Raw genomic sequence first — 14308 nt, 5'->3', positions numbered from 1 at the left:
TGGGGTGGTTTTGGGTGGGTTTGGGTGGTTTTGGGTGGTTTTGGGGCGTTGGTGGCGGGAATCCTGACAAATTCGACGTGACCCCCGGCCCGGTTTGGCAAACTTGCAGGTCGCGAAAGCTCACGCTGTTCGACGGAACATATTTGTCAGGCGCTGGCGGAAATCCTGACAAATTCGACGAGCGGCCCTTAGTGATCTGACTAGGACCTGGGGAAACGCAAACTGCATCGTCAACTTTGTCAGGGGGGTGATCAGACGGGACCCGAGCTGGCGCTTTTGCATCGGCGCTTAATGAAAGTAGTATTCGTTAAGTGTTGAGAACAGTTCCCAATAAGGTGAAGGCGCTCTGGCTGGTGCCTGTCATTGCTGTCGTGCTGGCCATGGTGTGCATTGCGGCGTTTCCGGCAGGGGTGGCTAAAGCCGATACGCAACGCTTCGACCGCGGACACATTGACGCATTTAACGTCACCGTTAACGGAGGCGATCTGACGCTTGACCTGCAGGAAGATGTGACGGGGAGTCATGTGCGTCGTCAACCGGAAAGTGTGGAGCTGATCGTTGGGGAGGCGGCGTATACGGAGGAGACGGCAAACGTCGCAGAGATCGCCACGGCCGGCTACCTGCTTCCACAGACGCAGCGTTCTGATCTGCTGTGGCCGGGTTGGGACACCCAAGGCGTGCGCGAAGGGGGCTTCGGGCGTGTGGATCTGGAGTTCCTAGAGGTCACTGGCCCTGGCGAGGTTTACCTGTTCCAGACCGGCAGCTTCGGCTCGTTCCAGTCAGTCCTGGATGGTGGGCAGGCGAAGTTGGGCAGTGGTGCTCGCATTGTGCAGGAGGAGCCGTCCCACGTGCACGCGAACTGGCTGTTCAGACAGCCCGGTGTGTACACCATGCGAGTGGTGGCGAAGGCCGATGGTGTGGAGTCGAACCAGGCGGTGTACACGTGGCGGGTCGGGGACGGTGCAGCGACCGCTAGCACAAACGCCGAGGTTGAAAACCGTGCCAGCGAGCCCGCACCAGAGGCCCCAAAGCAAGAGGCCCCAAAACAAGAGGCCCCAAAGCAAGAGGCGCCAAAACAAGAACCAAAACAGCAACCACAGCAGCAGGCGCCGAAGTGCACGGCAACCCTGCGTCCGATGATCAAGGATGACCGCAACGTGCCGGCCACGTGGACGCGTCCGGAGGACTTGGTGTTTGGGCTTGGTCAGGCGGCAGAGGTGGACTTACCGCAGGCGGTCGGCCCAGTGCCGGCTGGCAAGGCGTGGATGATCGGTGCGACGCAGCAGGACAACGTTCCGTGGCTTGGTGCGAACACGCAGCATGAAAGCTTGATCGCCAACACTACGGGCGAGGTCGCGTGGGAGGTCACGGGCTTTGACGGGCCTGGTTCCATGGTGGTGTTCACCCAGGGTGGCTTGGGCCAGGTGGTGGGGGAGCAGTGGTTTTCTGCAAGCAACGGCAAGCTAGAAGGCCGCCACACTATTCCGGCGAACTCGCATGTGCACCCTAACTGGGTGTTTTCGGCATCAGGGTCGTACCGGGTGAAGATTCGCCAAACTGCCACCACCAAGGCCGGTGAAGCCGTTAGTGGTGAGGCGGTGTTGACGTTTAACGTCGGTACGCCCGGCAACGCGGATAGTGGACACTTCGACTTCGGTTCGGTGTTTGATCCTGAGGGCACCTGCGCAGCAGCAGCAGGCCAGAACAGCGGCAACAACAACGGTAACACCACAGAGACCCGTCCGGACGCCCTCGCGGAGACCGGCACCACCGTGATGACGGTGCCGTTTGCCATCCTTGGCCTGGGCATCCTGGTCTTTGGCGGCGGCATGATGTGCCTTGATACAGCACTGCGCCGCAGGCTGCTCGGCACGTTCGGGGTAGGCCAGTGAAACCGCAAAACGCAGCCGCCCTCATCGCCGCGAGCATGCTGCTCAGCGCGTGCACCCCAGCCGAGTCGGCTGCTGGTGGGGAGGACGGTGAGGGGTTGGGCGTGGTGGCGTCGACAAGCATCCTGGCGGACGTTGTGCAGAATGTGGCGGGCGATGCTGCCGAGGTGACCTCGCTGATACGGCGCGGCGCGGACCCGCATAGCTATGAGCCGACGCTGCACGCTACGCGCGACATTGCGTACGCCGATGCGGTGTTTACCAACGGGTTGCTGCTGGAGCCGCAGGCGCTGACCCGCACGATTGCGTCGACGGCGCGGCCTGACGCGCATGTGGTGGCGCTGGCGGAGCAGACGCAGCGCTACGGCTACGCCCCGATTCCGCTGGTGGAGGACGCCAGCCTGGACACGGTGTGGCTGGGGTTGCGGTTTGAGGCGGACCTTCCACCTACTGCGGTGACGGAGCTTTTGCTTATCGACGCCACCGGCCCCGGCACCGCCTCCGCCTTCATCCTGGGAACGTTTGGCACCCCGGAGTTGCTCTTTGATTCCGCGGGTGGTTCGACCATGCTGCCAGTTGGCGCACACACGCACGTGAGCTGGGCGTTTTCGGCGCCGGGGGTGTATCAGTTGCGCTTGAAGGCGTCAGTGCGTGACGCAGTCAACGCGCCGGAGCGCAGTGCCGCCGAGGGGGCGATCACGGTGGTGGTGGGCCAGGACCCGGCGCAGGTTACCCCCGGCAAGCTGGCGATTGAGCACGGGCACGTAGACATTGCCACGCGTGTGGACGAGGCGGGCACTCACCTGACGCTGCACTCTGATGAGCACGGCGAGATCAACCCGGACGAAGCCGTGGTGGTGGTGCCTACGACAACGCTGCAGCCGATTCCGCCGCAGCGCGAGTTCCGTTTCTTAGGTAACCCGGATGATGAGACGTACCTGCTTCCGCAGGCGGTGCTGGGCCGCCACGTGCATGGTGAGTTGGACCCGCACATTTGGCACGACCCAGCGGCGATGAAAGCCGTGGTGGATGTGGTGCGCGATGAGCTTTCCGCCATTGACCCGAAGCGCGCAAGCCAGTTCGCCGCCAACGCGAAGCGCTACCAGGAAGAGCTCGATGAGGCGGATCGGACGGTGCGCGCCTTGTATGAGCAGATCCCGGAAACCAACCGCAACCTGGTTACCACCCACCACGGCTACGCCTACCTGGGGCGTGCCTATGGGCTGCGCATCGCGGGCTTTGTTACCCCGAACCCGAGTGTGGAGCCGAGCCCGCGCGACCTGCTGGCGCTAACCCGCACGCTGGAAAACCTGGATGTGCCGGCTGTGTTTGTGGAATACGGCAGTGAGCAAGAAACGCCGGTGCTCACCCAGACGGCGGCGATGCACGGGGTGCGGGTGTGCCCGATCTGGGGCGATTCCCTCGACCCGCCGGGGCAGGGGCCGGCGCAGACGTATGTGGAGTTTGTGCTGGCCAACGGGGAATCAATAAGCAACTGTTTGAAAGGACAATAATGAAAAAGATTTCAGCACTCGTTACCGCAGCACTGATCGCAACGGCACCGGCGGCAGCATTAGCGCCTGTAGCCACCGCTCAGGTGCAGGACAATAACCCGGCGCTCCAGCAGGTGGTGGAGGCCAATGAGGCGATCGCCCCGCTGGGGGAGCGCACGGTGATTAGCGCAGGCCACGCCGATCTTGGTGCCATGTTTGTAGACGGTCAGCTGCAGTTCCTGGTCCGCGACGACACCCACACCCCAGCGGTGTGGCGCCACCTGGAGGACGTTGTCTTTGAGGTTGGCGACGCCGCGAAGCAAACCCTGCCGGAGACCAACGATTTCGACTTCACCGGCGCCAAACCCGGTAGCGACGTATGGGTAGTGCCCCAGACGGAGGTCGCCGGGGTGCCGTGGTTGGGGTGGAACACGCAGGCGCCGTCCTTACTCGAGCGCTCCACGAGCGGCATGAGCCTGGAGTACGGCGGGCATAGCGGCCCGGGGAGCTTCTCCCTGTTTGTGCAGCCGGGTGGTTTCCATGAGCCGCAGCAGCTGTGGAACTCAAGCGCTTCCGGCGCGCAGTCCATGTGGGTGGAGCCGAACACGCACACCCACGCCAACTGGGTGTTTACGGAGGCCGGCGTGCAGCTGGTCAAAGTGCGCGTGAACGTGGAGGACACCGATGGCAACGTGCACACCGATGAGCAGGTGCTGCGCTTTGCCGTATCGACGGATGCGAGCCAGGCCTTTGACGCCCAGTTCACGGCAAGCGAAGGGGCGCAATCAAACACAAGCGCCGGGCTCATCGCTGGTGTAGGCATCGGTGTGCTTATCTTGGCGGCACTTGCCTTTGTGCTGGTTAGGGGGCGGAAGAAGTGAGGCCGCACGCCATCACAGTGCGCGACCTGAGCGTGTCCTACCCGGGCCGCGAGGTGTTTCAGAGTGTGGATCTGACGCTGCGCGGCGGCGAGTTCACGGGGCTGCTCGGGCCGAATGGTGCGGGTAAAACCACGCTCATGCGGGCCATGTTGGGACTGGTTCCCGCTGAAGGCACGGTTGAAGTTACCGGCTCCCGCGCGATCCGCAACGTGGTTGGCTATGTGCCGCAGCGCCACAACGTCGCTTGGGATTTTCCTATCGACGTCTACGCCGCCACCCTCAACGCCACCTTGGGCCAGCGGCCCTGGTACCGCCGCGCCGGCGAGCGCGAGCACACCTGGACACAACGCACACTGAAGATGGTGAACCTTGCTGACCTGGCAGATCGCCCGATCAGCGACCTTTCCGGCGGCCAGCGCCAGCGCGTACTCATCGCGCGTGCTTTGGTGCGTCGTCCGCGCATGTTGCTTCTGGACGAGCCCTTTACCGGCCTGGACATCCCCACCACCGAGCATCTTCTGGAGCTGTTTCGCAAGCTTGTGGACAAGGGCTTGGGCGTGGTCATGTCCACCCATAACATCGCCGAAGCCGTCGATGCGTGCGACCGCCTCATCTTGTTCAAAGGGGGAGTGGTGGCGGATAGCCAGGTGGATCAGCTTGATAGCGCCGCGCCGTGGATGGACACCTTCTCTGTTGCCGAAGACTCGCCGTGGTTGCGCGGAGTACGCACGCATTTGGAGGCTAACTTTGCCTAACCTGTTGCCCGAGATTTCCTTCCTGCAGTTTCTTGCAGACATGGCCAACCCGCAGCTGGCGTTTTTGCCGCGCGCGCTTTTGGCCGCGGTGATCGCCGCGCTGCTGTGCGCGGTGGTCGGCTGCTTTGTGGTGCTGCGCGGGATGGCGTTTATTGGCGACGCCGTCGCCCACGCCGTCTTCCCCGGCATCGCCGTCGCCTTCGCCTTGCAGACATCAGTGCTGCTCGGCGGGGCGGTGGCCGGTGCGCTGGTGGCGGTGCTGATCGCCGTGATGTCTCAACGCCGCACGATTAAAGAGGACTCCGTCATCGGCATCGTGTTCACCGCCGCCTTCGCCGTGGGCCTGGTGATCATCTCCCGAGTGGAGGGCTACACCGCCTCTGTCAGCTCCTTCCTTTTCGGCTCGCTGACCGGCGTGAGCACGCGCGCCCTGCTCATCAATGCGGTCGTGGGCGCGCTGATCGTCGGCGTGGTGATTGTGCTGCGCCCCTGGTTCACCGCCGTCGCCCTGGACCGCGAAACCGCTCGTGCCATGAACCTGCCCGTCGCAGCGCTAGACCTAGCGCTGTACTTAAGCGTCACCTTCGCCGTGGTGCTTGCCGTGCAGACCGTGGGCAACATCCTGGTCGTAGCACTCCTGATCACCCCGGCCGCCGCCGCGCGAATGTTCACTGACCGGCTGGAGACCATGATGCTCATCGCCGCCGCAATCGGCACCATCGGCAGCGTGCTCGGCGTGTGGCTGGCGTGGGCGTATGACTCACCAACAGGCGCAACCATCGTCTTATCCCTCACCGTCCTGTTCGCGCTGAGCTGGCTGTTTGCCCCAGCACGTGGCGTACTAGCAAAGGCGGTGCACGCATGAAGCGCCTTCTAGCAGCAGCGTTTATAGCTGCGCTGAGTGTTGTTGGGGCGCCGGGCGCCCAAGCCAGCACGGAACCCAGCACTGAATCCAGTGCAGAGCACAAACCGGGCGCGCCGGGCCACAGCGTGACCCTCGATGCGGAGGTGGACCACCCGTGCGCCGGCCGCAAGCTGCTCTACCACTCCCACAACGACGCCCTCTACGGCACCCGATCCGGCGGCAAGCTCGCGGTGATGGCGGTGGACGGCCAGCAGGTGACCACCCAAGACGCGGTCTGTTTCCGCCTGGCCCCGGATGCGGATGCAGACGGCAACGACCTGTCCAAGCTCACCATTCCTGAGGACGGCACCCTGGACTTCCTCGGCCGCCGCGGCAGCGAAGTATGGGCCGCGCCCCAAAGCGTGGACTGGACCGACAACTGGCGCCCCATCTGGTCGGGCCTTGGCGCTTTCGACCCGGCACACGAGTTGGACCCATCTTCGATCCCGACCAACTTCAAGGGCGACGTCATGCACTTCGACCTGGTTGAGATGGACGGACCCGGCGACATCAACGTCATGTTCACCAGCCGTGTCTCTGAGCCGGAGCGGCTTTTCGACTCCTCCGATCCGGACATGCGCACCATCACCTACGAGGTCGGAGGCCACGGCCACTTCACGTGGACCTTCTCCAAGCCGGGTGTGTACGCCCTGACGTGGCAGGGCAGGGCCGAGCACACCGATGGAAAAACCGAACGCTCCGAACCCGTCACCCAGTACTGGCTGGTTGGTGATGATGCCACTGTCGGCCTTCCCGAAGGCACCACCACGGGGCTTCGTGCGCCGAAGACTGCAGCGCCGGAGACCAGCACGGCCCCGAGTTCTGCGGCGCCGACCACAGCGCCGACTACAGCACCGACTGCGGAACCGACTGCGGCGCCGGTGCCGTCGTCAAGCAAACAAGCTCCCTCGCAGCGCGTGGTGATCACGGCGGGGCACATGGATATGGCTTTGGTGAGCGATGGTGGGCAGATCAACACCATGCTTGTCGATGACTCCGACCCCCTCCACCCCGCCCACCGTCCATCAGGCAGCTTCATTTTTGCCGTGCCGGATACGGCACGCACCAACCTGCCGGAGAGTGTGCGTGGCAGCTTCCCGGGCAGCCCGGAAGCGATGTGGATTCTGCCGCAGGCGCAGGACCGAAGCTTGCCCTGGCTGGGCTTTTCCACCACAGGACTGGCGGCAGATGCGATTGCAGACGGCAGCCGTGTCACTGTCAGCATGCGCAACGTCACGGGACCGGGCCGCATCATGACCTGGCACGAGGACCTGCGTGGTTTACGCATTGAGTTGGATTCCGGTGATGCTTCCAAGACCATCGAATACCCAGTGAACGCCCATGACCATCAGGGTTTCGGTTTTACCGAACCCGGCATGTACACGGCGACGTTCGTGTACTCCGGCACTACGCGTGACGGCAGTGCCTTTGAGAAGGAACTCGTGGCACACTTCGCGGTTGGCGACGACGCCATTGCCAACGCCCACGCCAACCCCAACGGCTTTGGGGGTGGGGCAAGCGTCGGCAACCTGACGTTGCCGCAGGCGCTGGCTGGCGGTATTCGTGACATAGGCAAAGAGATCAAGAAGATCGGCGACTCAATCACGCCCACCTCACGCGCCAAACAACCAACCACAACGCCTGCTGCGAAACCGAGTGCGAAGCCGACGTCGTCCGCTGCTGCTTCGCGGCCGACCGCAGCGGCGCAGCCGACTGCCGCTGCACAGCAGACTGCAGCAGCGCGCCAGACCTCTGCGGCGCGCTCAGCAGCGCCGATCACCCAGGCTGCCGCTCGTGCGGCGCAGCCGACAAGCACTGCTCGTGCTGCCACTTCAAGCGCGACAAGCGCTGGCAGCGGTGCTCCCACAAGCAGTGACGCCGTCAACGCCGAGGCCCCCAACACCGACACCTTGTCCAGCGGCATGCATCCGACGCAGACGGGGGCAGACCCGCAGGCCGAATACGTTGCAGCTGGTACTTCTTCTACCGGCGGCGGGTTCTGGGCTGGCCTTGCCATTGGTGTTGGCGTGATGGCGCTCATTGGTGGGTGTGTGCTGTTTGCTGCAGCGATGAGTTTGCTGCGTAAGGCGGAGCAGGGGAAAGATCAGCAGTGATTTGGTTCCCGCGCGCACGGCCGCTAAGATACCCACCTGAAGTTTGAACGGCTCGCCAAAAGCGGGCTGAGCTCAAGTTTCACCGAAGACCGTCGGCTACTCTCTGCGAATATCAAAGGGAGTTGAAGGATCCCCCTCAAGGGATCGGCCCACGCAGGAGAAACGTGGCTTTCCTTTCAAAGGTGCGCCTCGTGCTTCTGCACGGGGCAATTTTTATTGCTCCGGGCGGATACAACATGAAGAAGTATTGGAAGGAGGCGTGTGTCATGGCAAACCCGAAGAACGTTGCCGAGCTAGCTGCACTGAAGACGAAGTTCGCTGACTCGGATGCTTTGTTCCTCACCGAGTACCGCGGTCTGACCGTGGGTCAGCTGCAGCAGCTGCGTGGTGAGCTCGGATTTGATGTTGAACTGCACGTCGCCAAGAACACCCTCATCAAGATCGCTGCTGCTGAGCAGGGTATTGAGGGTCTCGATGATCTTCTGGTCGGCCCGACCGCTATCGCTTTCATCAAGGGCGATGCATCCGTGGACGCCGCGAAGACCATGAAGAAGTTTGCCAAGGACAATGACAAGTTCATTGTCAAGGGCGGCTACATGGACGGTAACGCTCTCGACGCAGCTCAGGTTGACGCTGTTGCTGAGATGGACAACCGCGAGACCACCCTTGCCAAGCTCGCTGGCGCGTTCCAGGGCTCTCTGGCGAAGGCTGCCGGCCTGTTCCAGGCTCCGGCATCCAAGACGGCACGACTCGTTGCCGCGTTGCAGGACAAGCAGGAAGCTGCCTAAACGGCAGGTTCCCACAAAAACTACACACCCCATATATCGGCCGTAATGCGGCCAAAGAAAGGATGCCATCATGGCTAAGCTCACCAAGGACGAGCTCATTGAGCAGTTCAAGGAAATGACCCTCATCGAGCTCTCCGAGTTCCTGAAGGAATTCGAGGAGGTCTTCGACGTGACCGCTGCTGCTCCGGTTGCAGTTGCTGCTGCTCCGGGCGCTGCTGGCGGCGACGCAGCTGCTGCTGAGGAGAAGGACGAGTTCGACGTTGTTCTCGAGGACGCTGGCGACAAGAAGATCGGCGTGATCAAGGTTGTCCGCGAGCTGGTTCCGGGCCTGGGCCTGAAGGACGCCAAGGAAATGGTCGAGGGTGCTCCGAAGGCAATCCTCGAGGGCGCCAACAAGGACGACGCAGAGGCTGCAAAGGCAAAGCTGGAAGAGGCTGGCGCAAAGGTCACCCTCAAGTAAGAGCTTCTTGCTTATCGACGTCACCCCCTCCCGTCGCAACCGCGACCGGAGGGGGTTTCGCGTTTCTGCTCTCTGCTGTTTCCGTGACCCCAGGAACCGCACCCCCAGGAACCGCACCCCCAGGAACCGCACCCCCAGGAACCGCGCCCCCAGGAACCGCGCCCCCAGGAACACAGATATGCAGGGGAAGATATGCAGGTCTGCAGGTCACAGGCCATTTTCATTAACGGGCCCCTTATTGAAAAAACGCTCTGACCAGGGAACCTGCATATCTTCCCCTGCATATTTGTTGAAACAGGTGCTGCCGAGCCCCAGTGGAAGCCGGGGTTTCGCACATCTGCGGTAAAGTAGCGCATCATGCATAAGTCCCGTTCCTTGCCAGCGCTGTTCATGGTGTTGGGTATCGCGTTGCTTGTTGGGGGACTGGTAGCGCCGAAATTTCTGGTGTGGGATGCGCGCTTGCCGTTGAAACTAAGCTCCGCCACCTGGACGTTGAGCGATCCTGATGGCATGCGTGGTGGGGAGCCAGCGCCCGTGACGCGCCAGCTGCACATGGAGATTCGTGAGCCATCGGATGAAAACACGATGTCGGTGCGCGTGGGGGACACGTTGCGTGCGGGGGACGCGCCGAGTGACTTTGAGAACCTGGTAACGGCCTCGACGTGGTCGTATCAGATGGGCCGGCTGACTGGCGAAGCCCTAGGGCCAGCCGACGTGCAGCTGGTGATGGCCATGCCGGAAGTGTCTGTGCCGATTGAGGGGGCGTGGCTGAAGTTCCCGGCAAACGTGGAGCAGCGCGACTATGAGGTCTTTGACCCGACCTTGCGCGGCGCGGTACCTGCCCAGTTCGTGGGCGAGGAAGAGATCGAAGGCCGCACCGTCTACACCTTCCGCCAAGTCATTGAGCCAACGAACTTGGCGCAGCGTTTCGCTGATGACCGCAACCTGGGCTTTGCCGAAGACCAGCGCACCTATCTTTTCCATGCCGCGGAGCGTGAACTGCTGGTAGATCAGGCATCTGGCCTGGTGGTGGGGCTGCGTGAAGCGGTGGATGACTACTATGCGGACGCTGAGGGTAATGGGCTGGAAAACGTCGTAAAGTATGACGCGAAGACGGACCCGGAGCAGGTCAGCGCGCTGCTCAAGGAGCTGGCTCGCTTGTCCGCACCGACGTGGGGTACGCTTGCTTCCCGCGTCGCCATTGGTGCTGGTGGCATCCTGACGCTGGCGGGGCTCGTGTGGATACTCGCGCAGCGCCGTTCGGGTGGTAGGGTGTCCGCGGGTGGGGCATCTCTTTACAAGAGCGGAGATGTGGTATAAGCTCATTCGTTGCGCTGGAAGCCGTCTCCAGTGTGCGCGCAAACCTTGCAGATGCGGTAGATGAAGGCCGATTTGACAAGGTGATTTTGTTGTCTCTGGGGGCGGAACTTCCGAAGCAGACCGAATGCTAACTTAACCAGCGGAAACGTCGCAGATCTGTATGCCAGAGCAGATTTTTGCGGCCTCCGCTAAGGTGCTGGAAGGACCCAACTTGGCAGTCTCAGACCAGACCATGTCAATGGCTGAAATCCCCGGGGCGCCCGAGCGTTACTCGTTCGCCAAAATCAATGAGCCCATTACCGTCCCGGGCCTGCTCGATGTGCAGCTTGAATCTTTTGCGTGGCTTGTGGGCACGTCCGAGTGGCGTGAGCGCGAGCAGCAGCTGCGTGGCGAAACCGCTCGTGTGACGAGTGGCTTGGAGGACATCCTTGAGGAGATCTCTCCGATCCAGGATTACTCGGGCAATATGAGCCTGAGCTTGTCCGAGCCGCGCTTCGAAGATGTGAAGTACACCATCGAGGAAGCTAAAGACAAGGACATCAACTACTCCGCGCCGCTGTACGTCACGGCGGAGTTTATTAACAATGACACGCAGGAGATTAAGTCCCAGACCGTGTTTATCGGCGATTTCCCGCTGATGACGGAGAAGGGCACCTTCATCGTGAACGGCACGGAGCGTGTGGTTGTTTCCCAGCTCGTGCGTTCTCCGGGCGTGTACTTCGACGAGACGATTGATAAGTCCACGGAGCGTCCGCTGCACTCTGTGAAGGTGATTCCGTCGCGCGGTGCGTGGCTGGAATTTGACGTGGACAAGCGCGACACGGTTGGTGTGCGTATTGACCGTAAGCGTCGCCAGCCGGTGACCGTCCTTCTGAAGGCGCTTGGCTGGACCACCGAGCAGATCACGGAGCGCTTCGGCTTCTCCGAGATCATGATGGCCACCCTTGAGTCTGATGGTGTGGCAAACACCGATGAGGCGCTGCTGGAGATTTACCGCAAGCAGCGTCCGGGCGAGCAGCCGACGCGTGACCTTGCGCAGTCCCTGCTGGAGAACTCCTTCTTCAAGGCAAAGCGTTATGACCTTGCTCGCGTGGGCCGCTACAAGGTCAACCGCAAGCTGGGCCTCGGCGGCGATCATGACGGTTTGATGACGCTGACCGAAGAGGACATTGCAACCACCCTTGAGTACCTGGTGCGCCTGCACGCAGGTGAGTCCGAGATGACCTCGCCGTCCGGTGAGATCATCCCGATCAGCACGGATGACATTGACCACTTTGGTAACCGTCGTCTGCGCACGGTGGGCGAGCTGATCCAGAACCAGGTTCGCGTGGGCCTGTCCCGTATGGAGCGTGTTGTGCGTGAACGTATGACCACGCAGGATGCGGAGTCCATCACCCCGACGTCCCTGATCAACGTGCGTCCGGTGTCTGCTGCTATTCGTGAGTTCTTCGGTACCTCGCAGCTGTCGCAGTTCATGGACCAGAACAACTCCCTGTCTGGCCTGACGCATAAGCGTCGTCTCTCCGCGCTCGGCCCGGGTGGTCTGAGCCGTGAGCGTGCCGGCATTGAGGTGCGTGACGTGCACCCGTCTCACTACGGCCGCATGTGCCCGATTGAGACGCCGGAAGGCCCGAACATTGGTCTGATCGGTGCACTGTCTTCATACGCTCGCGTTAACCCGTTCGGCTTCATTGAGACGCCGTACCAGAAGGTTAACGACGGCAAGCTGACCGACCAGGTTGACTACCTCACCGCTGATGAGGAGGACCGCTATGCCATTGCGCAGGCGGCTACTCCGATGGATAAGGACGGCAACCTGACCGGTGAGCGTATTGAGGTCCGCTTGAAGGACGGCGACATCGGCGTTGTCGGCCCGAAGGGCGTTGACTACCTGGATATCTCCCCGCGTCAGATGGTGTCTGTTGCTACGGCGATGATTCCGTTCCTCGAGCACGACGATGCTAACCGTGCGCTGATGGGTGCGAACATGCAGAAGCAGGCTGTGCCGCTGCTGCGCGCAGAGGCTGCGTACGTGGCAACCGGTATGGAGCAGCGCGCTGCATACGATGCTGGCGATACCGTGATCTCCCCCAAGGCTGGTGTGGTTGAGACCGTGACCGGTGACTACATCACCGTCATGGATGATGAGGGTGGCCGCGACACCTACATGCTGCGCACCTTCGAGCGCACCAACCAGGGCACCTGCTACAACCAGACCCCGATTGTGAGCCAGGGCGACCGCGTTGAGGCTGGCCAGGTCATTGCTGATGGCCCGGGCACCAAGGACGGCGAGATGGCACTTGGCCGCAACCTGCTGGTTGCGTTCATGCCGTGGGAAGGCCACAACTACGAGGACGCCATCATTCTCAACCAGCGTGTGGTTGAGGAGGACATCCTGACCTCCGTGCACATTGAGGAGCACGAGATTGATGCCCGTGACACCAAGCTGGGTGCTGAGGAAATCACCCGCGAGATCCCGAACGTGTCCGAGGACGTGCTGAAGGACCTGGATGAGCGCGGCATTATCCGCATCGGTGCGGACGTGCGTGACGGCGACATCCTGGTGGGTAAGGTCACCCCGAAGGGTGAGACCGAGCTGACCCCGGAGGAGCGCCTGCTGCGCGCCATCTTTGGTGAGAAGGCTCGCGAGGTGCGCGATACCTCTCTGAAGGTGCCGCACGGTGAGCAGGGCAAGGTTATTGCTGTTCGTCGCTTCGCTCGTGAGGACGATGATGATCTGGCTCCGGGTGTCAACGAGATGATCCGCGTCTACGTTGCACAGAAGCGCAAGATCCAGGACGGCGACAAGATGGCTGGCCGCCACGGCAACAAGGGTGTTGTTGGCAAGATCCTGCCGCAGGAAGACATGCCGTTCATGGCGGACGGTACCCCGGTGGACATCATCCTGAACACCCACGGTGTTCCGCGTCGTATGAACATTGGTCAGGTCCTTGAGGTGCACTTGGGTTGGCTGGCTAAGGCCGGCTGGACGGTGAACCCGGATGACCCGAAGAACGCGAAGCTGCTGGAGACGCTGCCGGAGCACCTCTATGACGTGCCGGCGAACTCGCTGACTGCAACCCCGGTGTTTGACGGTGCGACCAACGATGAGATCGCAGGGCTTTTGGCTAACTCCAAGCCGAACCGTGACGGTGACGTCATGGTGGATGAGAACGGCAAGACCATGCTGTTTGACGGCCGTTCCGGTGAGCCGTACAAGTACCCGATTTCCGTCGGCTACATGTACATGCTGAAGCTGCACCACCTGGTGGACGAGAAGATTCACGCTCGTTCCACCGGCCCGTACTCCATGATTACGCAGCAGCCGCTGGGCGGTAAGGCCCAGTTCGGTGGCCAGCGTTTCGGCGAGATGGAGGTGTGGGCAATGCAGGCATACGGCGCTGCCTACACCCTGCAGGAGCTCCTGACCATCAAGTCGGATGACGTTGTTGGCCGCGTGAAGGTCTACGAGGCAATTGTGAAGGGCGACAACATCCCGGATCCGGGTATTCCGGAGTCCTTCAAGGTGTTGCTGAAGGAGCTGCAGTCGCTGTGCCTGAACGTGGAGGTCCTCTCCACGGATGGCACGCCGATGGAGCTTGACGGCGACGATGATGAGTTTGATCAGGCCGGATCCTCGCTGGGTATCAACCTTTCCCGCGATGAGGGTGCGGCAGCTGATACGGCGTAAGGCTAGGGCGGGG

10 protein-coding genes are annotated in these 14308 nt (G+C 62.0%); all 10 read left to right on the top strand.

The window, feature by feature from the left end; all coding sequences use genetic code 11:
* Positions 1–353: 353 nt before the first annotated feature.
* The 10 genes from AK829_RS08260 to rpoB all read left to right on the top strand — a co-directional run bounded on the left by AK829_RS08260 (position 354) and on the right by rpoB (position 14295).
* Complete coding sequence (locus AK829_RS08260) at positions 354–1892, top strand: TIGR03773 family transporter-associated surface protein (protein WP_157045332.1); 1539 nt, start codon at positions 354–356, stop codon at positions 1890–1892.
* Positions 1893–1927: 35 nt separating this feature from the next.
* On the top strand, positions 1928–3403 hold the full coding sequence (locus AK829_RS08255; protein WP_052206464.1) for an anchored repeat ABC transporter, substrate-binding protein: 1476 nt from the start codon (positions 1928–1930) through the stop codon (positions 3401–3403).
* A complete protein-coding gene (locus AK829_RS08250; protein ID WP_052205424.1) occupies positions 3403–4263 on the top strand; it encodes a choice-of-anchor M domain-containing protein in 861 nt (286 codons plus the stop codon). Before AK829_RS08255 ends, AK829_RS08250 begins: the two co-directional genes overlap by 1 nt.
* Positions 4260–5018 (top strand): anchored repeat-type ABC transporter ATP-binding subunit, encoded by a 759-nt coding sequence (locus AK829_RS08245; RefSeq protein ID WP_052205423.1) that lies wholly within the window; start codon positions 4260–4262, stop codon positions 5016–5018. Before AK829_RS08250 ends, AK829_RS08245 begins: the two co-directional genes overlap by 4 nt.
* A 40-nt stretch (positions 5019–5058) precedes the next feature.
* The gene (locus AK829_RS08240; RefSeq protein WP_052206463.1) at positions 5059–5883 is read left to right on the top strand and encodes an anchored repeat-type ABC transporter permease subunit; all 825 of its coding nucleotides are present in this window, start codon (positions 5059–5061) and stop codon (positions 5881–5883) included.
* Positions 5880–8036 carry a choice-of-anchor M domain-containing protein gene (locus tag AK829_RS08235; RefSeq protein ID WP_052205422.1) on the top strand — a complete coding sequence of 719 codons (2157 nt, stop codon included), beginning with the start codon at positions 5880–5882 and terminating at the stop codon, positions 8034–8036. The genes AK829_RS08240 and AK829_RS08235 overlap by 4 nt, the downstream gene beginning before the upstream one ends.
* A gap of 266 nt (positions 8037–8302) precedes the next feature.
* Entirely contained in the window at positions 8303–8824 is a 522-nt protein-coding gene (rplJ, locus tag AK829_RS08230; protein ID WP_052206462.1) for a 50S ribosomal protein L10, read from the top strand.
* 70 nt (positions 8825–8894) lie between these two features.
* Entirely contained in the window at positions 8895–9284 is a 390-nt protein-coding gene (rplL, locus tag AK829_RS08225) for a 50S ribosomal protein L7/L12 (RefSeq protein WP_052205421.1), read from the top strand.
* Between the two features lie 357 nt (positions 9285–9641).
* Positions 9642–10604: a DUF3068 domain-containing protein gene (locus AK829_RS08220; RefSeq protein ID WP_052205420.1), complete on the top strand. Its 963-nt coding sequence runs from the start codon at positions 9642–9644 to the stop codon at positions 10602–10604.
* 193 nt (positions 10605–10797) lie between these two features.
* Entirely contained in the window at positions 10798–14295 is a 3498-nt protein-coding gene (gene rpoB / locus AK829_RS08215; RefSeq protein ID WP_052206461.1) for a DNA-directed RNA polymerase subunit beta, read from the top strand.
* Positions 14296–14308 lie beyond the last annotated feature (13 nt).

This window comes from Corynebacterium riegelii (genome assembly GCF_001263755.1).
GTDB classification, from domain to species: Bacteria; Actinomycetota; Actinomycetes; order Mycobacteriales; family Mycobacteriaceae; genus Corynebacterium; species Corynebacterium riegelii.
This window is presented reverse-complemented; position numbering and strand designations above follow the sequence as displayed.

Coding starts and splice junctions, on each gene's coding strand:
- AK829_RS08250 (WP_052205424.1), top strand. CDS start 3,403: ATGAAAAAGATTTCAGCACTCGTTACCGCAGCACTGATCGCAACGGCA.
- AK829_RS08240 (WP_052206463.1), top strand. CDS start 5,059: ATGGCCAACCCGCAGCTGGCGTTTTTGCCGCGCGCGCTTTTGGCCGCG.
- AK829_RS08255 (WP_052206464.1), top strand. CDS start 1,928: ATGCTGCTCAGCGCGTGCACCCCAGCCGAGTCGGCTGCTGGTGGGGAG.
- AK829_RS08235 (WP_052205422.1), top strand. CDS start 5,880: ATGAAGCGCCTTCTAGCAGCAGCGTTTATAGCTGCGCTGAGTGTTGTT.
- rplL (WP_052205421.1), top strand. CDS start 8,895: ATGGCTAAGCTCACCAAGGACGAGCTCATTGAGCAGTTCAAGGAAATG.
- rplJ (WP_052206462.1), top strand. CDS start 8,303: ATGGCAAACCCGAAGAACGTTGCCGAGCTAGCTGCACTGAAGACGAAG.
- AK829_RS08220 (WP_052205420.1), top strand. CDS start 9,642: ATGCATAAGTCCCGTTCCTTGCCAGCGCTGTTCATGGTGTTGGGTATC.